We start from the raw sequence: 20,537 nt of genomic DNA on the forward strand, positions 1-20,537 counted from the left end.
CGACTCGACCGAGAAGTAATGGAACATCGAGGATTGGGGATCGACTTCGCCGCGCATCGTTGCTCTGCCTGGGGTGGGACGCTTATCCCTACGACAACTGCATCCCCGAATCGTTCACGGGGTTTTGCATCACCCTGTTAGCAACCCGTTGCGAACGTTCTGCGGCTCCCACCTGATTGCTCGCTTTGTCGGGCATCCGGAACTCCATGCTGGAATGAATCTCAGATTGGGAGCCATTTTCGTAAGTCCGAGTTCTACATCTGCGCGACTGTTATGCTTTGCCCCATAAGCGGAATCGGGGGTGTGATCCGGTACCGCCTGCCATAGGGCAGTTCGCCTGCCGGCGATTGCAGTACAAAGACAATTTGCACGGGACGCCAGTGAGTAAAAACGAGCGTAAGACGGAGAATATTGTTCGCGACCAACTACGCCTGTGCGGGTACTACAACCCCGCATCTGATGTGCAGGTCGAAGAGCAGAAGAGCAACATCGAAGCAGCGAAAAAGTTGCTTAGGGCGGCGAGTAAGTCGGGTGGTGGTGGGGCTGGCGCGCCGGAGTTCATTATCAGTGCCCCCAGCTCTCCGGATTTCTTGGTAATCGTTGAGTGCAAGGCCGACACCAAGGATCACGTCAGCCCCTCCGTTAACGCCATCGTCGACGGCCAAGCTCTTGCCGAGGATGACGCTGCTCTCGCAAAGAGGTTGAAGCGGTTTGCCGCTGACGGTGTCTTGCACTATGCGAAGGCTCTCTCCCGCGAGTTCAATGTGATAGCACTAGCTGTCAGCGGTGAGACCAAGAAGGGAGCCTTGATCTCAACCTATCTATGGCATAAGGGTGGCCTGAAGCCAAAGGTCCTCGTTGCGAAGGGCGGCGCGACGCTCGATAAGATCATCCCATGGGCTGACTACATAGAGAACGCGACGTTCGACCCAGCCGTTCAACGCATGCGCTTCGACGAGCTGATGGCCTTTGCTGCAGATCTGCATGAGTTCATGCGCGATCACGCGAAGCTAACGGAAAGCGAGAAGCCACTGCTGGTCAGTGGCACATTGATCGCTTTGCGCAATAAGGCCTTTGCCGCGTCTTATGGCCTGCACACTCCAGCGCAACTGCAGCGGGAGTGGATGCGAATTATCAAGGACGAGATCCAAAGGGCTGAGATTCCTCAGGCCAAGAAAAACAATATGACTCAGCCCTACTCAAGCATCGAGGTGCACCCCGAGCTTGGGAAGCCCACGAAGTCATACCCCAAAGGTCCGTTGTTCGAGTTGATCGATCGCTTGAACAGCAAGGTTTGGCCGTTCATCAGCGTCTATCACGACTTCGACGTCGTGGGCCAGTTCTATGGCGAGTTCCTCAAGTACACCGGGGGCGACAAGAAAGCGCTAGGTATTGTTCTCACGCCTCGCCACATCACCGAGCTATTCGCACTGCTCGCTAACGTAACCAAGGACAGCCATGTCTTGGACATCTGCTGCGGGACCGGCGGATTTCTGGTCTCCGCCATGCACCAGATGTTTAAGTCTGCGGTAACAGACGAAGATCGCGAGCGTATTCGCAGGGACGGTTTGGTCGGTGTAGAGCAGCAGCCAAACATGTTTGCCTTGGCTGCCTCGAACATGATTCTCCGCGGCGACGGCAAGGCAAACCTGTACCAAGGCAGTTGTTTTGATGATGCGATCACGAACGCGATCAAGCGTCACGATTGTGACGTTGGCATGGTGAATCCACCGTACAGCCAGAGTGACAGCGATCTGCATGAACTCAAATTTGTGAAGCACATGCTCGACTGCCTAAAGTCTGGCGGCACAGGTATTGCCATCGTGCCTATGTCCAGCGCCCTATCGGCAAACTCGCTCAGGGCCGAAATCCTCAAGGAGCACACCCTTGAAGCGGTCATGTCGATGCCCGATGAACTTTTCTATCCGGTTGGTGTGATCACGTGTGTCATGGTTTTCACTGCACACAGGCCGCACGCTGTATCTAACCGAAAAAGCTGGTTTGGATACTGGAAAGAAGACGGATTCGAGAAGACCAAAACTCGTGGCCGCACAGATCAGCACGACCAGTGGTCCGCGATTCGCGATAGCTGGGTAGACGCATTTCGGAATCGCGAAGTTCATGCAGATAAGAGCGTTATGCAGAAGGTCAGTGCTGACGACGAATGGTGCGCTGAGGCCTATATGGAGACTGACTACACAAAGATTTCTCAGGCTGACTTTGAGAAGGTGCTCCGAAACTACGCCATCTACCGTCTTGTCGGTAGCGATCCGTCCGATAGCAACGATGCGAAGGGAGAGGACGCATGAAGTTGGTGGCTTTGTCGAAGTTGTTTGAGACGCGCTATGGGCACTCCTTGGAGTTGAATCGACTTAAGCAAACCCCACGCGAAGATGGTGGAATCGCCTTCGTCTCGCGCAAGATGGGTGATAACGGTATCGCGGCGCACGTCGAGCGAATAGCGGAGCTAGAGCCTGCGCCAGCCGGTGAGCTTACATGCGCGTTGAGTGGCAACGGCGTGTTGTCGACGTTTATTCAGGATGAGCCGTTCTACACGGCTTTCCATGTAGCCTGCCTTCGACCAATCGAGCCAATGAGTCAGGAGCAGTTGCTCTACTACTGCGCTTGCATAAAGGCGAACCGTTTTCGCTACAGCTATGGCCGACAAGCCAATAAGACCTTGAAGGATCTTCTCCTGCCAGATCCTGCGGATCTGCCGGACTGGATCAACGGGGGCCTTTCGCGTGTAGTTGACACGTTGAGCCATCGGCTGAATTCGATTCAGCGTCGGCTGCCATAAGTCTTGTAATAAGCCCCTACTTTGAGTCCCGAGAACCCGTCTGGCGGTCTAGTCCGGTTTCATTACAAACCGGTCAGCCACACAGGGTAGCTGCAGTCTGCTCGCTGGCCTTTAGCGGCCACCCTATCCTTTTGGTGTGACGGCCTCATAGGCCGATCAGTAGTCGTGGCCAATTCGCGCTGTATTGCCCTGACCTTGCGAAATCCCGCCACGCCACGCTCTGTAACTGCCGCCGATCAACCAGCCCGACGCCCCCTCCGCCAAGCACTCGGCGATTGCCCAGTCCAGCCGACGAAGGCACGAAAGAATGCCGAAGGCTCAGCGTAGCCGAGCTCGGCGGCGAGTGTGGCGACCGGCACGTCGGTCTGCCCCAGGCGTGCGAGCGCGAGGTCGCGGCGCAGGGCTTCGCGGATGGCGCGGAAGCTGGAGGCTTCGGCTTCGAGCCGGCGTGCGAGGGTGCGGGGGGAGAGGTGCAGGCGGGCGGCGACGGTTTCGAGCGTGGGGAGTTCGGGCAGGGCTTCGCGTAGCAGGTCGCGCACGCGGGTGACCATTTCGCGGTCGCGCCGGTAGAGGGTGGTAAGCCGCCCCGGCCCGCCGGCGAGAAAGCGGGCGAGCGCGGCTTCGTCGCGCCGCAGGGGCAGATCGAGCAGGTTGGCAGCGAAGTGAGCGACCAGCGGCGTAGCCGGTGAATCAACCGGCGCTGCGAAGCGGCTATGTGCGGTGTAGATCAGCGTGTAGTCGGCGACATGCGCCGGGGGCGGGTAGGGGAAGTCCACCGCGTCGAGCGCGATGCCGCGCCCGACCAGCCAGCACGACAGCCCGTGTAGCAGGCGCAACAGCCATTCGAAGCTGAACACGCGATCCACCGCAAAGGGCTGGCGCTCGCTGATCGTGAGCTGCGCCTGCTCGCCGCTCCGCGCCACCGTGATCGACACATCGGGCAGCACCAGCCGCAGGAAGCGCACCGCGCGCGCCAGCGCCTCGCCCAGCGTCGCGGCGCTGAGCACCCCCCGGCACAGGAATTCAAAACTGCCCACCCGCATCGGCTGCGGGAACAGCCCGAAGGCCTCGTCGTCGAGCGTGGCCGCAACATGGTTGTAGAGCGCAGCGTAGTGGGCCAAGGGCACGCGCACCTCGTCGCGCACCAGGCAGGCGGCATCGATCTCGACTTGCGCCAGCAAGGCCGCCGCATCGAACCCCGCCGCATGCGCGCCAGCCAGCATGCCACGCACGAAGGCGGGGGCGACGGTGGCGGAACTTTGTGCAGGCATGCCGACCTACGCGCCGAGGGCTTGCCGCAAGCGGGCGAAGAGCAATGTTCCAGTGGCGAAGGGCCGCTGTGTCATGCGTTGCCGGGCCATAGCCGTGCAAAGTCGAAGGAGAGTTGCCGGTGGTGGCGGATCGAGAGCAAGTAGACCGCCGCTTGGGTGTCGGCCACCGCGTACAGCAGCAGGTAGTCGCCGTTGACCAGCACCCGTAGCGTGGATGCGGCGCCAGCCGGCAAGCGGGCAAGCTGGTTCAGGGCTTCGACCGAGCGGGGCGGGGTGTCGAGATAGGCACGCCCCATGCGCGGAAAGCGCTGCAGGTTGGGGATGACAGTGCTGCGCAGCGTTTCAAGCAGCGCATCGTAGGCGCTGTCGGCGCCCGCCTCGGCGAGGAAGGCTTCGATGGCGGCCAAGCGTTCGAGAAAGCTCGCCGTGAGTTCGACGCGGAATGGCGTGTCAGCCATTTTTGCCGGTGGCCTTGCGGCGCGCTTGAAGGCGGGCGATGGCGGTGTCGGCGTCTTCGCTGCGGCCGGCCGCAATGTCTTCGAGCCCGCGGCGGGCGTCTTCGATCAGCAGCAGGTGAATGCGTTCGCGTTCAAGCGCGTGGTAGTAGTCGAGCCGCGCGGCGTCGATCAGCGCGACGTAGCTTTCGCCGTTCTTGGTGATGATCTTCTCGGCACCGGCTTTGACCTCGTCCGCCAGTTCAGACAAGTGGGCACGGGCATGCGAAAGCGGCGTGACATCGCGGCTGGTGATCGCCATTTCTGCCTCCTTTGACGTACGGATTAACGCACAGAATCGCAGCTATCTTAGCTGGCGCGGCCCGCCGACGTGCATAGAAATTCCCGTTTTCTATGCATGTCGTCGGGACGTGTATAGAAAATCCGCAAATCGACAGGCTTTCGCGCGGAGCCTCTCGTGGGCGCTCTGCGTGATTGGCGGATTCTGCACGATCGGCGTCGCATCCGGCACTGGCAGGCTGATTGACCGGCGGCTATTTTGGCAATGTGCCTGCCGCAATTGATAGAGGCGGGCGTCAGGAGAAGCCCGATGACCGACCCGCGCGTCCACACCCAGTTGGCACCCTACAAAACCAAGCACCGCGTCCGCTTCGTCACCGCCGCCGCGCTGTTCGACGGCCACGACGCTTCGATCAACATCATGCGGCGGCTGTTGCAGTCGACCGGCTGCGAGGTGATCCACCTGGGCCACAACCGCTCGGTGGGCGAGATCGTGAATGCGGCCTTGCAGGAGGATGTGCAGGGCATCGCGATCACCTCTTACCAGGGCGGGCATGTCGAGTTCTTCAAGTACATGGTCGACCTGCTGCGCGAGGCCGGCGCCGGGCATATCAAGGTGTTCGGCGGCGGCGGCGGTGTGATCGTGCCGGCCGAGGCGCGCGAGCTGATGGACTACGGCGTGACGCGGATCTACTCGCCGGAAGACGGCGCCGCGCTGGGCCTGCAGGGCATGATCAACGATGTGGTGGCTAAGGCGGATTTCGACGTTGCGGGCTTGGCGACGGCTGACTTTCAACGCAGAGACGCGGAGGCGCAGAGGGCCGCAGAGAAAGGCCTTGAAGAAGTTCCTTTGCGGCCCTCGGCGCCTCTGCGCCTCTGCGGTGAGACTTCAGCCGCCGATGCCATCGCCGCGCTGCGTACTGGCGACACCCGCGTGCTGGCGCGCACGATTACCGCGCTGGAGGCGGGCACCGCCGCGCCCGCGCTGCGCGAGGCGATCCTGCGCGAAGCCGAGTCGCTGGCGACGCCGCGCCTCGGCATCACCGGCACCGGTGGTTCGGGCAAGAGCTCGCTGACCGACGAGCTGATCCGCCGCTTCCGCCTCGATCAGGCGGATCGGATGAAGATCGCGGTGATCGCGGTCGACCCCTCGCGCAAGCGCACCGGCGGCGCGCTGCTGGGCGACCGCATCCGCATGAATGCAATCGAACATCCGCATATCTACATGCGCTCGCTCGCGACTCGAGAGACCGGCAGCGAAATTTCCGCCGCGTTGCCCGAGGTGATTGCCGCCTGCAAGTTGGCCGGCTTCGATCTGGTGATCGTCGAGACCTCCGGCATCGGCCAGGGCGATGCGGCGGTAGTGCCGCATGTGGACCGCTCGCTGTATGTGATGACGCCGGAGTTCGGCGCTGCGAGCCAGCTCGAAAAGATCGACATGCTGGACTTCGCCGACTTCGTGGCGATCAACAAGTTCGACCGCAAGGGCGCGGCCGATGCGCTGCGCGATGTGGCCAAGCAGGTGCAGCGCAACCGCGAGGCCTTCAACCAGCGCCCGCAGGAGATGCCGGTATTCGGCACGCAGGCGAGCCGCTTCAACGACGACGGCGTGACTGCGCTCTACCAGGCGGTGCGTGCCGCGCTGCAGGGGCTGGGCCTGCACTTCGAGCCGGGATTGCTGCCGGAGATCCACACCCGGCATTCCACGCACCAGACGCCGATCGTGCCGCCGGAACGTAGCCGCTACCTTGCGGAGATTGCCGACAGCTTGCGCGGCTACCACCGCCGAGTGGATGCGCAGAGCCGCATCGCACGCGAACGGCAGCAACTGCTTGCGACCCGAGCGATGGCTGCAGCGGCCGGCGTGCCGGTTGAGCTGGATGCGCTGATCGCGGCGCGCGAGGCGCAACTCGGCCCCCGCGAAACCAGGCTGCTTGCAGAGTGGCCGCAGGTGGTGGCGGCCTACGCCGGCGAGGAGTACGTCGTCAAAGTCCGCGACAAAGAGATCCGCACCCGGCTGGTATCCGAAACCCTTTCCGGCAACTTGATCCGCAAGGTGTCGCTGCCGAAGTACGAGGACCACGGCGAGCTGCTGCGCTTCCTGATGCGCGAGAACCTGCCCGGCACCTACCCCTACACCGCCGGCGTGTTCGCCTTCAAACGCGAGAATGAAGACCCGACGCGGATGTTCGCTGGCGAGGGCGATGCCTTCCGCACCAACCGCCGCTTCAAGCTGCTCAGCGAAGGCATGCCGGCCAAGCGGCTTTCCACCGCCTTCGACTCGGTGACGCTGTACGGCAACGACCCGGACCTGCGGCCGGACATCTACGGCAAGGTCGGCAACTCCGGCGTGTCGATCGCAACGCTCGATGACCTGAAGGTGCTGTACTCGGGCTTCGACCTGTGCGCGCCGAACACCAGCGTGTCGATGACGATCAACGGCCCGGCGCCGACGATTCTCGCGATGTACCTGAACGCGGCGGTGGACCAGCAGCTGGAGAAGTTCGAAACCGAGTTGTGGCAAACGAGCCACCGCGCACCGACCGAGGACGAGATCGCGAAGATCCGCGCCTGGACGCTGGCCACGGTGCGCGGCACGGTGCAGGCGGACATCCTGAAGGAAGACCAGGGCCAGAACACCTGCATCTTCTCGACCGAGTTCTCGCTGAAGGTGATGGGCGACATCCAGCAGTACTTCGTCGAGCACGATGTGCGCAACTTCTACTCGGTGTCGATCAGCGGGTATCACATCGCCGAAGCCGGCGCGAACCCGATCTCGCAGCTGGCCTTCACGCTCGCCAACGGCTTCACCTATGTCGAGGCGTATCTGGCGCGCGGCATGCACATCGACGACTTCGCGCCGAACCTGAGCTTCTTCTTCAGCAACGGCATGGACCCGGAATACGCGGTGCTGGGCCGTGTGGCGCGGCGCATCTGGGCGGTGGCGATGCGCGAGAAGTACGGCGCCAACGAGCGCAGCCAGAAGTTGAAGTACCACATCCAGACTTCCGGCCGTTCGTTGCACGCGCAGGAGATCGACTTCAACGACATCCGCACCACGCTGCAGGCGCTGATCGCGATCTACGACGACTGCAACTCGCTGCACACCAACGCCTTCGACGAGGCGATCACCACGCCGACCGAGGAGAGCGTGCGGCGTGCGATGGCGATCCAGCTGATCATCAACCGCGAGTGGGGCGTCGCCCGCTGCGAGAACCCCAACCAGGGCAGCTTCCTGATCGACGAGCTGACCGATCTGGTCGAGGAGGCGGTGCTGAAGGAATTCGAGGCCATCGCCGCGCGGGGCGGCGTGCTCGGCGCGATGGAGACCGGCTACCAGCGCGGCAAGATCCAGGAAGAATCGCTGTACTACGAGCACAAGAAGCACGACGGCAGCTACCCGATCGTCGGCGTGAACACCTTCCGCAACCCGCATGGCGACGCGGTGCTGGAGAAGCTGGAACTCGCGCGCTCGACCGAAGACGAAAAGCGCTCGCAGCTCGCACGCCTCGCGGACTTCCACGCCCGCCACGCCGACGCATCGCCCGCAATGCTCGCGCGGCTGAAGGATGCGGTGATCCGCGACGAGAACGTGTTCGCGGTGCTGATGGATGCGGTGCGCTGCTGCTCGCTCGGGCAGATCACCCACGCGCTGTTCGAGGTGGGCGGGCAGTACCGCAGGAACATGTAGGCGAAGGCTGCGCCGCCGGGCGGGCGAAGGCTTGCGCAAGGCGCCTGGCGGGGCAAAATGCGGCTTTGCATCTTGCCCGAGCGCACACCATGAACCCCCGCATCCGTACCGCTGCCGCTGCTTTCATGCTCACGCTGCTTGCCGGCTGCGGCGGTGGAGGCGGGGCAGACGGTGGCGCCAAGCCGGACGCGGGCTTCCCCGCCTCGGCAAGCCTTGCCGCCCAGTGCATTGCGCCCCGTACCGGAACTGACCCGGTGACCGGCGCGCGCTACCCGGATCAGGCAGGCACGGCCGCAAGCGAGAAGGCCTGGCTGCGTTCCTGGACCAACGAGCTCTACCTCTGGTACCGCGAAGTGCCCGATCCGGACCCGGCCGGGTTCGCGACGGTGCTCGACTACTTCGATGTGCTCAAGACCACCGAACTCACGCCCAGCGGCAAACCCAAGGATCAGTTCCACTTCACCTACCGCACCAGCGAGTGGAACGCGTTGTCGCAGTCGGGCGTGACGGCCGGTTATGGCGCGGAGTGGGCGGTGCTATCGCGCAAACCGCCGCGCGTGATCCGCGTGGGCTTCATCGCCAGCGGCACGCCGGCTGAGCGCGCGGGCCTGCGCCGTGGCACCGAAGTGCTGGCGGTGGACGGCATCGACCTGGCAAGCAGCGACCAGACCGACGCGATCAACAACGCGTTCAGCCCGCTCGGCGTGGGCGAATCGCACAGCTTCACGGTGCGCGATCCGGGCGCTGAGGGCACGCGCACCGTCACGATGACCTCCGAAGCCATCACGCTGCAGCCGGTGATGAACACCAAGGTGCTGCAAACGGCCAGCGGGCGTGTCGGCTACCTGCAGTTCAACGACCACATCGCGCCGGCTGAAGCGCAGCTGGTCACGGCCTTCGAGCAGTTGCGCACGCAGGGCGTGAGCGATCTGGTGATCGACCTGCGCTACAACGGCGGTGGCTACCTTGCGATGGCGAGCCAGCTTGCCTACATGATTGCCGGGCCCGCACGCACAAACGGCGCCACCTTTGAACGCATGGTGTTCAACGACAAGTATCCGAGCACCAATCCGGTCACCGGCCGCCCACTCTCGCCCACCCCGTTCTACAACACCACGCTGGGCTTTTCGGCCGCCGCGGGGCAGGCACTGCCAACGCTGGGGCTCAACCGGGTGTACCTGCTCACCGGCCCCGGCACCTGTTCGGCGAGCGAAGCGGTGATCAATGGCCTGCGCGGCGTGGGGGTGGAGGTGATCCTGATCGGCGGCGCCACCTGCGGCAAACCGTATGGCTTCTATGCGCGCGACAACTGCGGCACGACCTACTTCTCGATCCAGTTCCGTGGCGTGAATGCGTTGGAATTCGGCGACTACGCCGACGGCTTTGTGCCCGCAGGCACTGGCCCGGCTGGGGTAGCTGGCTGCGTGGTGGCCGACGACTTCGCGCACGAACTGGGCGACCCGGCCGAAGGGCGCCTGGCGGCCGCGCTGGCTTACCGGGTGGATGGCAGTTGCCCGCCGCAAGCCGCAGCGAGATCGATCCCGCAAAGCGCCATCGATGGCCCCGCAATACGCGGCCGCGCCCCGTGGCGGGACATCCGCATCCAGACGCCTTAGGGAAGGTCTGAATAAGTGAGCGAGAGGGATGCAGCGCAAGGCGCGGCGCGCGCAGCGACCAAGCCATATCAAAGGGATAGGCGCGGGAGCGAGCACGCCGCAACGCAGCGATGCGCCGTCGCAGCCACTTATTCAGGCCTTCCTTAGGGAAGGCGGCTCAAATCGCCCACTGGTGAAGTCCACGGCTGAGCGCCAGATTCGCAAGCGAGGCAGCGCCGATCACGAGGGCTCGTCCGATTGCGGCGGGCTTGGCGCGGGTAACACCTGCCCCGCCGGCAATACGCCGGGGCAGTCGTCGGGCGCGAGCAGCTGGGTTTGCAGTTGCTGCATCACGCCGCGATACAGGCTCAGATCACCTGCAACACGGCTGCACACCAGCGCCCCTTCGATCAGGATCTTTGCCTCCCAGGCCCGCCGCACAGCCACCGGCTGCGATACGCCGCAACTCACCAGCAGGGCACTCAGATGCTCGGTTCGGCCCACGAAGCGCTCGCGCAACCCGGCGCCGAAGCGTTCGAGCCCATTGCCGATGCCGAAGGCGTTGGCGGGGGTGAGCTGGCTGGCGCGGTACTGCACCTCGTCGATCACTTTCAGGTAGGCCATGAGCCGTTCGCGTGGCGGTAGCGCGCTTGCCAGCAAGGCGTCGACATGGGTTCTGGCCCAATCGTCGGCCTTCAGCAAAACCGCCTTCGCGATCTCGTCCTTACCACCGGGGAAGTGGTGGTAGATGCTGGCGCGGCCTAGCCCGGTCCGCGCCGTGATCAAGGCCAGCGTGGTGCCGTCGTAGCCGTATTCATAGAACAGGTCGACCAGTTGGCCAATCAGCTGTTCGCGCGTGTCGCTCTTGGGTCGGGCCATTGCTATTTCGCTGCTGCAGGGCGGTTGACAATCCTACCGCGATAATTACTATACCGATCAGTCGGTTAATTAACGGAGCGCCCTCATGGCCTTGATTCCAAAGCTTTGCCGCGTCCTCACCCTGTTTGCGTTCGGCGCGCTGTCTGCGACCAGCGCAGCGGCCTCTCCCTGGCAGGCGGCGAGTCTGCCGCCCGCCGCAAACACCCGCTATGGCCAGCATTACCTGCTGGCCTTGCCCGAAGGCTACGAGGCCGACCCGCAACGCGCCTGGCCTGTGATCGTGTTCCTTCACGGGGCGGGTGAATGGGGCACGGATCTCGCGCGGGTGAAGACGCAGGGGCTGGGCGCCTTCGTCGAAGGCGGCGGCAAACTGCCCGCGATCGTGATCGCGCCCCAGACGCCGCGCGACCAGCTGTGGCATCCGCTGTTTGTTGACGCGGTGTTGCGCGAAGTCGCGGCGCGTTATCGCATTGATGCCGAGCGGATCTACCTGACCGGCCTGTCGCTTGGCGGAATGGGCACCTGGAGCACCGCGCTCGCCTATCCCGGCCGCTTCGCCGCGCTGGCGCCGGTGGCTGGCGCCTTCCCGAATGACATGCTGGCCTACAACCTTGGGCGGCCAGAGCCCACCGCCGCCGACTGGCTGCCGGCCATCCGCCAGCTGACCCACCTGCCGGTGTGGATAGCGCATGGCGAAGCGGACCCGGTGGTGCCGTTTGCGATGGACCGTCGCGTCGCCGCGGTGCTCAAGCAGCTGGGCATGGCGCCGCGGCTCGAATGGATGGCGAACGTCGGCCACGATGCGTGGACGCGCACCTATGCCGAAACGCCGGCCTTCTACGAGTGGCTGTTCGCGCAGCGTCGCAGTGCTGCGCCGCCGGCCGCGCCAGCCCCCGGCGCCGAGCTTGCGGGCCGTTACCGCGCCAGTAACCGCAACACAGCGGAAGTTACGGTGCTTGAAGATCGGGTGGACATCGCGATGGGCGACGGCGAGCGGATCGAGTTCTTGCCGATCAACCGCCGCCAGTTCATCGGCCCATTCCTGATCCGCTTTGAAGACGATGCCCAGGGCGCACCGCGCGCCCTGGCGATCCCCGGCATCGGCCGCTTTGAGCGGCAACACTAAGGAGTACCTCACATGAATCGGAAGACCTGTGCCGGGCTTGCCCTGTTGGCCATCGTCGCTTGCATGATGCAGCCTGTCTCCGCACGTGCCGCGCAAGACGATGCCACCCTGCTGGAAACCCTGGACGCGTATGTCGAGGGCTGGTATGCCGGCGACGCAGCACGCATCGAAACGGCCACCCACCCGGACCTGATCCGCCGCAAGCCGGCGCTATCCGGCACCGACGGCGCGATCCAGCTCGAAGAGATCGACCAGCTCGGTCTGCTCGTTGCGGCGCGAAGCGGTCTGGGGCGCCGGGCGCCGGCCGAAGACCGCAAGCGGATGACGACCGAGGTGCTGGATCAGCGAAGCGTCAGCGCGCTGGCGCTGGTCGAAACCGGTGGCACCTTCAGCTACCTGCAACTGGTGCGCAACGCAGGCCGCTGGCAGGTCTTGAATGTGCTGTGGGAACCGAAACTCAGCGCTGATGAGGGGCGCGACATGCACGACGCCGCGCTGGTTGAAGCCACCGTGCAGGACTATCTGCAGGGCTGGTACACCGGCGATGCCGAACGCATGCGCCGCGCACTGCATCCGGAACTCATCAAACGCAAACCGGCCTTGCTCAACCGGGCCGGCGATATCCGCATCGATACACTCGATGCCAACAACATGATTGCCGCAACACGGGCGGGCCGCGGCACGCGCACGCCCGCCGCAAAGCAGCTGAAGACACTGAAGGTGCTTGATATTCGTGGGCGCTCGGCGCTTGCACTGCTTGAGACCGGCGAGTTCTTTGACTACATCGCGCTGGCTCGCAACAAAGGCCAATGGCTGATCGTCAATGTGCTGTGGGAGCCGAACATCGAGTAGGGGCTATTCATCCACACGGCAAAGTCTGTGATTCGTCAAAACAGTGACGCCTTACCAGACCATTTGCGAAGTGATGACGCAGAATCTGCGGCTGCATCTTCCTCCCCCGTGTGCGCGCCATGATCAACTGCCGTCTTCTCGCTTCCAGCCTGGCTGTTTCCCTTCTTCTTGCCGCGTGTGGCGGGGGGGGTGGGCCGAGCATGCTCAACCCGGCGCCTGGCAGCAGCAGCGGTGGAGGTGTCGGATCGAGCGGCAGCCCGGCACCGACGCCCGCGCCAGCGGGCTTCCCGCCCTCCAGCAGCCTTGCAGCGCAGTGCATTGCGCCGCGCACCGGCACGGATCCCGAAACCGGGCGCCCCTACGTCGACCGGGCCGGCAGCGCAGTCACCGAGAAGGCGTGGTTGCGTTCGTGGATCAATGAAACCTACCTCTGGTACCGCGAAGTGCCTGATCCGAACCCGAGCGCGTTTGCGACAGTGCTGGCCTATTTCGATGTGCTCAAGACGCCCGCGCTGACGCCCAGCGGCAAACCCAAGGACCAGTTCCACTTCACCTATTCCACCGAAGAGTGGATTCGGCAGTCCGAATCGGGCATCACTGCGGGCTACGGCGCCGAACTGAGCTTTGGCTCGTCCACGCCGCCGCGCAGCATCCGCGTGGCCTATGTGCAGCCGGGCTCGCCGGCCGAACTGGCGGGCCTGCGGCGCGGCACCGAGTTCATCACCGCCGATGGTGAGAACATTGCCGACAGCGCCAATGTCGATCTGCTCAACGCCGCACTGTTTCCGGAAGAGGAAGGCGAGTCGCACACCTTCACCGTGCGCGATGCCGGCGTCGAGCGCAGTGTGACGATGAGCTCGGCGGCGGTGAAGCTCAGTGCCGTGATGAATACGCGCACGCTCAGCACGGCAAGTGGCAAGGTCGGCTACATCCAGTTCAACGACCACATCGCGCCGGCCGAGGCGGATCTGGTGAAGGCGGTGGAGCAGTTGCGCGGCGAAGCGGTCACCGATCTGGTGCTCGACCTGCGCTACAACGGCGGCGGCTACCTCGCGATTGCGAGCCAGATGGCGTACATGATTGCCGGCCCGGACCGCACCGCCGGCAAGTTCTTTGAACGCACCATGTTCAACGACAAGCACACCAGCACCAACCCGGTCACCGGCCGGCCGCTTGCCGCGACGCCCTTCTACGCATCAAGCCTGGGCTTTTCTCTTGCCGAAGGGCAGGCGCTGCCGACGCTGGGGCTCGGGCGGGTCTATGTGCTGACCGGCGGTGGCACCTGTTCGGCGAGCGAGGCCATCATCAATGGCCTGCGTGGCGCGGGCATCCAGGTCTTCCAGATCGGCAACACCACCTGCGGCAAGCCTTACGGCTTCTACCCGCAAGACAACTGCGGCACGACCTACTTCGCGATCCAGTTCAAGGGGGTGAATGCCGCCGGCTTTGGCGACTACGCGGACGGCTTCGTGCCCGCCGGCAGCGGCGAGGCGGGCGTGCCCGGCTGCGTGGTGGCCGACGACTTCGCCCACGAATTGGGCGACCCGGCCGAAGCGCGCCTGGCCGCTGCACTGAGCTATCGCGACACGGGCATCTGCCCGCCGCAACCGGCCGCGCGGGCGCTGGCGCCAACGCGCGCGGGCCTGCCGATTGGCGCGGGCGTGTGGACGCGCTCGCCCTTCCGCGACAACCGCATCCTGCAGCGCTGAACGATGCGCGGCGCGGTCGGCCTGCTGATCCTGCTGCTCGCCAGTGCTTGCCGCACAGCACCGCTGGCGGCGGCGCAAGACGCGCTGCTGACCGAATCGTCCGCCGCGACGCGCGCGCACCTGGCCCGCAGCGCCAGCGCCTTGCTCGGTGGTGTGCCGGTGCTGCTGGCGGACGATGCGTTCATGGTGAACAGCCAGGTCAGCATCGACCGCGCCATGCGGCGCGACGCTGCCGGCCTGCGGGTTGATGGCCGCAGCGAGGGTTTCCCCAAGCTCTTGCGATTGCAGATTCGCGATGGCAGCTGCCTCTTGCGCCTTGAAGGCAGCGATCGCGAACTGGCACTGGACGGCGTGAACTGCCGGCCCGCCGCACTGCCGCGCTAGGGGCGCGTGCGCTGCCCCCAAACCCACGCAACGGCAGCAATCGCCTCGTGTTAGTGTCCGCCTCCGAAAGCGGCCCGACGCGCTGAGCGAATCAATTGCGGGCTGCAACACCGCTGGAGTCCCCGATGTCTTCGTCAGTCCGCCGTACAGCCCGGCATTTGCTGCTCACGCTGATCCTGCTTGCGCCCGCCGCCCAAGCACAGGAGAAGATCCTCCGCGCAAAAGGGGTTGATCTGCAGCGCGCGGCCAATGGGGTGCTATCGCTGATGAGCTATTCGGTGATCCCCGACATCACTTCCAGTTCGCTTTCCATCAGCAGCGACCCGACCGGCAACCCCGATCTGTTGATGTCGCAGTTCGGTGGCGGCTTCACCTGGAGCAAAGAGACGCCGCTCTACCTTGAAGGCGCCGCCGCATACAGCCGTTACGACCCGAGCTTTGTTGCCACCGACGGCCTGGTCGAGCGGACGGTTCCAGTCAAATGGACCTCGGTCTCGGCAACCGGGGGCATCGGATGGGACTTCCCGATTGCGCCCTACCTGGCCTTGCGACCGATCCTCAATTTTTCGCTCGGTACGGTTGCCAGCGATCTGACGATTGCGCGCGCATGGCTGGAATTCAAGCTCGATCGCGACATCGAGTTCCTCGATGGCGGCGGTCTCAACGCCTACGGCCTGGGCGGCAGCCTGATGCTCGACTACGAGGCCGTATTCGACACGCACGAAGTGGATGTGGAATGCCGGCTGACGCACCTGCGCCTGCGCAGCTTCGGCGGCAGCAGCGAGGCCGTGGTGGGCTCGGCCGATTCGAGCACCGCGAACATCTGGGCCCGCTATCGCGCGCCAACCCCTTGGACGATTCTCGATCGCCCCTTCCGCTACGTGCTCGAAGCCGCCCATTCCGAATACTTCGGCGATCAGCGCGGCGCACTGGGTTTCGTGCGCCTGAGCCAGGTCGGGGCGGGTATTGAATTCGATTCCAGCGCATACGACATCATCATCACCCGCACCCGCCTGGTCGCGCGCTACGCCTTCGGCGAAGACATCTCGGGCGTCTCACTCGGCTTTGCGGTCAGCTTCTAGGGCGTAGCGCAGGGCTGTCTGACCCTCGCGGGGCGGGGCATCGGGCGCGTAAAATCCGCGGTTCTCTGCATTTTGCGCGCGTCGTATTCCGTGAACATCAACGTCCTGCTTCTGCTGCTCGTCACCCTGGTCTGGGGCACCACCTTCCCGTTGATGAAGGCGGCATCCGCCACCCTCAGCGGGGTCGAAATCTCTGCGCTGCGCTTCCTCGTTGCCGGGCTCGTCATGCTGCCCTTCGCCATGAAGGCTTCGCGCGCCGCGTGGCGCGACGGGGCAGTGCTCGGCGTGGTCGCGCTGGTCTCTTACGTGACGCAGGCGGTCGGGGTGGAATACATCTCGTCCAACCGCAGCGCCTTCATCACCAGCCTCAACGTGCTGATGGTGCCCTTCCTCGGGCTTGCGCTCGGTGGCCGGCTCAATGCCCAAATCCTCGGCGCCGCCGCGTTGGCATGCCTCGGGATCGGCCTGCTGTCGTGGGAAGGCGGCGGCAACTGGATCGGCGATGGCATCACCCTGCTCTGCGCGCTGTCCTACGCGATCTACGTGATCCTGCTCTCGCGCCGCGCCCCGGCGCACCACCCGCGGACCCTGGCCGCGACGCAGATCGTCCTGATGGCCGCCTTCGCGCTGGTCTGGATGCTCGCCAGCGGCCTGAGCGGCGATCGCCTCGCCACCCTGCCCGCGCGCCTCGAAACGACCTGGCTGCCCATCCTCTACCTCGGCCTGGTTGCCAGCGCCGGCATGCTCTTCCTGCAAGCGGTGGCACAACGCCACGTCTCGGCCGAAAAGGCTGCGGTGATCTACGCCATGGAACCGGTCTTCGCCGCCCTCTTCGGCTGGCTCTGGCTCGCCGAAATGCTCGGCGGCCGCGGCATGCTCGGCGGCGCGCTGGTGGTGATTGCGGTGGTGTTGAGCGAGTGGAAGTTCAACCAGGCCGAACGCGCGCCAGCCACCTGAGCGGCCCCTCGTTCAAGGCTAACGCGCCGCCACGATGCCCTGCTGCGCCGCCCAGAGGCCAACATCTTCGCGGCGGATGGCGGCAGCCATCAGCGCCGGGAACTGATCCGGGCTGCACGCAAACGAGGGCACCCCGAGTGCGGCCAGCTTGGCGGCAAGCTGATGGTCGTAGGAGGGCGCGCCCTCATCGCTGAGCGCCAGCAGCGTGATCACCTGCACGCCGGACTGCACCAGTTCGCTGGCGCGTTGCAGCAGGTTCTTCTCGACACCGCCTTCGTACAGGTCGGAGATCAACACCATGATCGTGTTGCGCGGATCGCGTACCAGTGATTGGCAGTAGCCGACCGCGCGGTTGATGTCGGTGCCGCCGCCCAGTTGCACACCGAACAGCACTTCCACCGGGTCGCTCAATTGCTCGGTGAGGTCGACCACTGCGGTATCGAAGACCACCATGTGCGTCTTCACCGCCGGCAGCGAGGCCATCACCGCGCCGAAGATGCTGGAGTACACCACCGAGGCGGCCATCGAACCGCTCTGGTCGATGCACAGGATCACCTCGCGCTGGGTGCGGCGCGCCTTGCGACCGTAGCCGATCAGCGTCTGCGGAATGATGCTGCGGTAGTCCGCCTGCCAGTGCCGCAGGTTGGCGCGGATCGTGCGGCCCCAGTCGATTTCCGCATGGCGCGGACGGCGGTTGCGCTCGGCCCGGTTCAAGGCGCCGGTGACCGCGCTGCGCATCGGCTCTTCGAGCTTTTTCATCAGCGCATCGACCACCTTGCGCACCACCAGGCGCGCAGTGTCGCGCGTCTTGGCGGGGATGATGCCGCGCAGCGACATCAGCGTGGCCACCAGGTGCACATCCGGCTGCACCGCTTCGAGCATCTCCGGCTGGAACAGCATGCTCTTCAGATCGAGGCGCTCGAAGGCGTCTTTCTGCATCACCTGCACCACCGATGCCGGGAAGTACTGTCGGATGTCGCCCAGCCAGCGCGCCACCCGCGGCGACGAAGCACCGCTGCCGCCGCGCAGGCCGCCCGCGCTGTCGGCGTCGTAGAGCGCGGTGATGGCCTGGTCGATGCGCAGATCGTCGCCGGTGAGGCTGCTGCCACAGGATTCGGCGGCCGCTTCACCCAGCACCATGCGCCAGCGGTGCAGGCGCGCCGCGTGTTCGGCAGTACTCATTGCGACACTCCGAGTAGTTGGCGCAGCAAGGGCAGTGCGCGTTCGGCGCGCTCGGTATCCCAATCCGGCTGGGTGGCGGTTTGCGCAGTGGCGGCCGGCCGCTGCGCCCGTTCGCCCAACTGGCGACGTTCCGGCGCGCTGAAGGCCGAAAACGCGCGCCGCAAGAGCGGCAGTACGCGCTGGAAGTGCGCATCGTTGAGCGTGCAGAGCCAGTCATCAACCAGCGCCCACAACTGCGCATCGTGCAGCAACACCAGCGCGCTCTGGTTCAGGAAGCCTTCGAGCCAGGCCGCCGCCGGTGCCGGGTCGTTGCCGGCCGAAAGCGCGCGGCTCATGCGCAGGGCGGTATCGTCCGCCGTGGTTTGGCGGGTGTCGAACAGCAGGCGGGCGGCAAGGCCGGCGACCATGCCGTGGCAGGTCTCGGCCGTGGCAAGCCGCGCCAGCGCCGCAGACCATGCCTCGGACAAGGCCTCGCGTTCGAGCAGGCGCACCGCCTGGTGGGCGCCGGCGATCGCCTCGCGCATGGTCTGCGCGGCATCGTCGTCGAGCGCGCTGCAGGCGCCCGGCAGGCCGATCGCGGCACGCGGCACGAGGCGGTCGAGCAGGTGTTCGACCATGCCAACATCGGTTTTCCGCACATTGCCGTAGCGCGCCAGATTGGCGAGCGAGGGCAGGGCTTGGAGCATCTGCACCACATCGCTGGCGAGCGCCGCAAGGTCTTCAAGCGCGCGGGTCACCGGCGCGATGGCGGTCTGCAGATCGGCCAGCAGCACCTGATTCACCAGCGCCGAGAGTTCGGGCAGTGCCTCGGCCTTGAGCGCTCGATCGATCGCGCGCGCGGCGGCGGCCTCGGCCACGCTGTTGCCCCAGCGGCTGGCGTTGATCACCGCGATCGCCAGCTCCGGCGCCCACTGCAGGGTCCAGATTTCGTGGAAGCTCCCTTTGGCGCTGCGGCCGGTCTTGCTCAGGGCGCCCCAGCCGATGTCCAGCAACACCAGCCGGTGCAGCAGATGGCTGCGCGCCAGATCGTTGGCCTGGCGCAGATCGAGATCGAGCGCCTTCTGGCCGGCCTCGGGCTTGAGCCGCAGGCTTTTCTGCCACTGGGCGATGTCGCGCTGCAGTGGCACCGCGGGCGCGTCTTTCGGCGTGCTGCCGAGGCGGTCGCCGACGATCATCGCGCGCGCGATCAACTGCATCGGTGCGTCGTCACCCATGCACACCACGGTGCGCAGCGCTTCGCCGAGTTCGTCCAGCCCCGGCTGCGGGCGTTCGCGCAAGGCGGCGAGCGAATCGGCCAGGCGCACCGCTTCGATGAGGTGGGCGGAGGAGCAATCCAGCCCTTCGGCGCGGAACAGCGCCGCGGCGCGTGCGAGCCAAGCGGTGGCGCGACGTTCGGGCGTGGTGGTCCACAGATGTTCGTACCAGCCGGGCGAGGCAACGCCGGCACCGTAGCCGCTGTGCACGCTCAGGTTGGCGTTGGACCAGGGCACCCAGGTGGCGGCCACTTTCACGCGCGGCAGCGCCTTGAGCAGCTCGTTATCGGCCTTGGCGCTGGGCATCTCCGCCAGCGCCGGTACATGCCAAGCCCCGCAGACCACCGCGATGCGCGCGAAGCCGTCCTTCTGCGCCAGGCGGATGCACTTGCGCATGTGCGCCTCGCGCAGCGCCTCACGGTGTTGTGCGGCCTCGTTCCGGCTGGCTTGCGGTGCTTCGGCCCGCACCGTGCTCATCGCCTCGCGGATCGCGGCGAACAGGTCGAGGCTGTCGCCGCGCTCTTCGACCATGTGGTTCCACCAGGCTTCACCGTCGCCATAGCCGGCGGCGCGGCCCAACCAGTCGAGCGGGTCGCCGCTGGCGCCGGCTTCTTCGCTGGTTTGATCGGGCTCGGCGCTGGCCGCGTCGGTCGGCGGGGCGGGTTCGCCTTCCGCCTCCGGCGGGCGCGCGAGCGCAAAGCGGTGGCCGACCGGCAGATCGATGAAGCGTGTCGGGATACCCCGTTCCACCGCGTAGCGCAGCGCGTTCCATTCCGGCGAGAAGGCAGCAAAGGGGTAGAAGGCTGCCTCGCGCGAATCCTCGGGGTTGTAGATCAGCAGTGCGACCGGCGGCAGCAGCGCGGCATCGCAGATCAACGGCAACATCGCCTCGCCTTCGGGCGGGCCTTCGACCAGCAGGCAGTCCGGCTGCAGCTCGGTGAGCGCGCGCATCAGGCTGCGTGCGCAGCCCGGCCCATGGTGGCGAATGCCGAAGAGGTGGATCGGGGCGTCGGCCATTGGCG

At 65.3% G+C, this 20,537-nt stretch carries 16 protein-coding genes; 10 read left to right on the top strand and 6 right to left on the bottom strand.

Features of this window, described 5'->3' with window-relative positions; translation table 11 throughout:
- Positions 1 to 380: 380 nt before the first annotated feature.
- Both OPU71_RS05655 and OPU71_RS05660 read left to right on the top strand, forming a co-directional pair.
- On the top strand, positions 381 to 2,309 hold the full coding sequence (locus tag OPU71_RS05655; RefSeq protein ID WP_267726015.1) for an HsdM family class I SAM-dependent methyltransferase: 1,929 nt from the start codon (positions 381 to 383) through the stop codon (positions 2,307 to 2,309).
- Complete coding sequence (locus OPU71_RS05660) at positions 2,306 to 2,800, top strand: hypothetical protein (protein WP_267726017.1); 495 nt, start codon at positions 2,306 to 2,308, stop codon at positions 2,798 to 2,800. The genes OPU71_RS05655 and OPU71_RS05660 overlap by 4 nt, the downstream gene beginning before the upstream one ends.
- Positions 2,801 to 3,036: 236 nt before the next feature.
- Here OPU71_RS05660 and OPU71_RS05665 read toward each other — a convergent pair whose 3' ends face one another.
- From OPU71_RS05665 to OPU71_RS05675, 3 genes are all read right to left on the bottom strand, one after another.
- Positions 3,037 to 4,071: an AraC family transcriptional regulator gene (locus tag OPU71_RS05665; protein WP_267726019.1), complete on the bottom strand. Its 1,035-nt coding sequence runs from the start codon at positions 4,069 to 4,071 to the stop codon at positions 3,037 to 3,039.
- A 71-nt stretch (positions 4,072 to 4,142) separates the two neighbouring features.
- Positions 4,143 to 4,529 carry a type II toxin-antitoxin system RelE/ParE family toxin gene (locus tag OPU71_RS05670; protein WP_267726021.1) on the bottom strand — a complete coding sequence of 129 codons (387 nt, stop codon included), beginning with the start codon at positions 4,527 to 4,529 and terminating at the stop codon, positions 4,143 to 4,145.
- Positions 4,522 to 4,827, bottom strand: a complete 306-nt coding sequence (locus OPU71_RS05675; RefSeq protein WP_267726023.1) for a type II toxin-antitoxin system Phd/YefM family antitoxin — start codon at positions 4,825 to 4,827, stop codon at positions 4,522 to 4,524. The genes OPU71_RS05670 and OPU71_RS05675 overlap by 8 nt, the downstream gene beginning before the upstream one ends.
- Before the next feature lie 288 nt (positions 4,828 to 5,115).
- On the opposite strand from OPU71_RS05675, the gene icmF reads away from it, so the two are divergent.
- Both icmF and OPU71_RS05685 read left to right on the top strand, forming a co-directional pair.
- On the top strand, positions 5,116 to 8,496 hold the full coding sequence (gene icmF / locus OPU71_RS05680) for a fused isobutyryl-CoA mutase/GTPase IcmF (RefSeq protein WP_267726025.1): 3,381 nt from the start codon (positions 5,116 to 5,118) through the stop codon (positions 8,494 to 8,496).
- 89 nt (positions 8,497 to 8,585) lie between these two features.
- Positions 8,586 to 10,112 carry a S41 family peptidase gene (locus OPU71_RS05685; RefSeq protein ID WP_267726027.1) on the top strand — a complete coding sequence of 509 codons (1,527 nt, stop codon included), beginning with the start codon at positions 8,586 to 8,588 and terminating at the stop codon, positions 10,110 to 10,112.
- A 219-nt stretch (positions 10,113 to 10,331) separates the two neighbouring features.
- Here OPU71_RS05685 and OPU71_RS05690 read toward each other — a convergent pair whose 3' ends face one another.
- Positions 10,332 to 10,970, bottom strand: coding sequence for a TetR/AcrR family transcriptional regulator (locus tag OPU71_RS05690; protein ID WP_267726029.1), 639 nt, complete (start codon positions 10,968 to 10,970; stop codon positions 10,332 to 10,334).
- A gap of 85 nt (positions 10,971 to 11,055) precedes the next feature.
- On the opposite strand from OPU71_RS05690, the gene OPU71_RS05695 reads away from it, so the two are divergent.
- The 6 genes from OPU71_RS05695 (at position 11,056) to OPU71_RS05720 (ending at position 17,080) form a co-directional block, all read left to right on the top strand.
- Entirely contained in the window at positions 11,056 to 12,096 is a 1,041-nt protein-coding gene (locus tag OPU71_RS05695; RefSeq protein WP_267726031.1) for a prolyl oligopeptidase family serine peptidase, read from the top strand.
- Positions 12,097 to 12,108: 12 nt separating this feature from the next.
- Positions 12,109 to 12,948 carry a nuclear transport factor 2 family protein gene (locus OPU71_RS05700; protein ID WP_267726033.1) on the top strand — a complete coding sequence of 280 codons (840 nt, stop codon included), beginning with the start codon at positions 12,109 to 12,111 and terminating at the stop codon, positions 12,946 to 12,948.
- Between the two features lie 200 nt (positions 12,949 to 13,148).
- A complete protein-coding gene (locus tag OPU71_RS05705) occupies positions 13,149 to 14,657 on the top strand; it encodes a S41 family peptidase (RefSeq protein WP_267726035.1) in 1,509 nt (502 codons plus the stop codon).
- Between the two features lie 3 nt (positions 14,658 to 14,660).
- Positions 14,661 to 15,041 carry a hypothetical protein gene (locus OPU71_RS05710; RefSeq protein ID WP_267726037.1) on the top strand — a complete coding sequence of 127 codons (381 nt, stop codon included), beginning with the start codon at positions 14,661 to 14,663 and terminating at the stop codon, positions 15,039 to 15,041.
- A gap of 125 nt (positions 15,042 to 15,166) precedes the next feature.
- Positions 15,167 to 16,123, top strand: a complete 957-nt coding sequence (locus OPU71_RS05715; protein ID WP_267726039.1) for a hypothetical protein — start codon at positions 15,167 to 15,169, stop codon at positions 16,121 to 16,123.
- A gap of 90 nt (positions 16,124 to 16,213) precedes the next feature.
- Positions 16,214 to 17,080, top strand: a complete 867-nt coding sequence (locus tag OPU71_RS05720) for a DMT family transporter (RefSeq protein WP_267726042.1) — start codon at positions 16,214 to 16,216, stop codon at positions 17,078 to 17,080.
- A gap of 18 nt (positions 17,081 to 17,098) precedes the next feature.
- On the opposite strand, the gene OPU71_RS05725 is transcribed toward OPU71_RS05720, so the two are convergent.
- Both OPU71_RS05725 and OPU71_RS05730 read right to left on the bottom strand, forming a co-directional pair.
- Positions 17,099 to 18,262 (bottom strand): VWA domain-containing protein, encoded by a 1,164-nt coding sequence (locus tag OPU71_RS05725; protein WP_267726045.1) that lies wholly within the window; start codon positions 18,260 to 18,262, stop codon positions 17,099 to 17,101.
- On the bottom strand, positions 18,259 to 20,532 hold the full coding sequence (locus OPU71_RS05730; protein ID WP_267726047.1) for a DUF5682 family protein: 2,274 nt from the start codon (positions 20,530 to 20,532) through the stop codon (positions 18,259 to 18,261). Before OPU71_RS05730 ends, OPU71_RS05725 begins: the two co-directional genes overlap by 4 nt.
- Positions 20,533 to 20,537: the final 5 nt, after the last annotated feature.

This window comes from Niveibacterium sp. 24ML, from assembly GCF_026586805.1.
Lineage (GTDB): Bacteria > Pseudomonadota > Gammaproteobacteria > Burkholderiales > Rhodocyclaceae > Niveibacterium.

Bases quoted from the DNA above. Each gene is read 5' to 3' on its own strand.
- OPU71_RS05695 (WP_267726031.1), top strand. From the start codon at position 11,056: ATGGCCTTGATTCCAAAGCTTTGCCGCGTCCTCACCCTGTTTGCGTTC.
- OPU71_RS05675 (WP_267726023.1), bottom strand. From the start codon at position 4,827: ATGGCGATCACCAGCCGCGATGTCACGCCGCTTTCGCATGCCCGTGCC.
- OPU71_RS05710 (WP_267726037.1), top strand. From the start codon at position 14,661: ATGCGCGGCGCGGTCGGCCTGCTGATCCTGCTGCTCGCCAGTGCTTGC.
- OPU71_RS05660 (WP_267726017.1), top strand. From the start codon at position 2,306: ATGAAGTTGGTGGCTTTGTCGAAGTTGTTTGAGACGCGCTATGGGCAC.
- OPU71_RS05690 (WP_267726029.1), bottom strand. From the start codon at position 10,970: ATGGCCCGACCCAAGAGCGACACGCGCGAACAGCTGATTGGCCAACTG.
- OPU71_RS05730 (WP_267726047.1), bottom strand. From the start codon at position 20,532: ATGGCCGACGCCCCGATCCACCTCTTCGGCATTCGCCACCATGGGCCG.
- OPU71_RS05700 (WP_267726033.1), top strand. From the start codon at position 12,109: ATGAATCGGAAGACCTGTGCCGGGCTTGCCCTGTTGGCCATCGTCGCT.
- OPU71_RS05715 (WP_267726039.1), top strand. From the start codon at position 15,167: ATGTCTTCGTCAGTCCGCCGTACAGCCCGGCATTTGCTGCTCACGCTG.
- OPU71_RS05725 (WP_267726045.1), bottom strand. From the start codon at position 18,262: ATGAGTACTGCCGAACACGCGGCGCGCCTGCACCGCTGGCGCATGGTG.
- OPU71_RS05670 (WP_267726021.1), bottom strand. From the start codon at position 4,529: ATGGCTGACACGCCATTCCGCGTCGAACTCACGGCGAGCTTTCTCGAA.
- icmF (WP_267726025.1), top strand. From the start codon at position 5,116: ATGACCGACCCGCGCGTCCACACCCAGTTGGCACCCTACAAAACCAAG.
- OPU71_RS05665 (WP_267726019.1), bottom strand. From the start codon at position 4,071: ATGCCTGCACAAAGTTCCGCCACCGTCGCCCCCGCCTTCGTGCGTGGC.
- OPU71_RS05705 (WP_267726035.1), top strand. From the start codon at position 13,149: ATGCTCAACCCGGCGCCTGGCAGCAGCAGCGGTGGAGGTGTCGGATCG.
- OPU71_RS05685 (WP_267726027.1), top strand. From the start codon at position 8,586: ATGAACCCCCGCATCCGTACCGCTGCCGCTGCTTTCATGCTCACGCTG.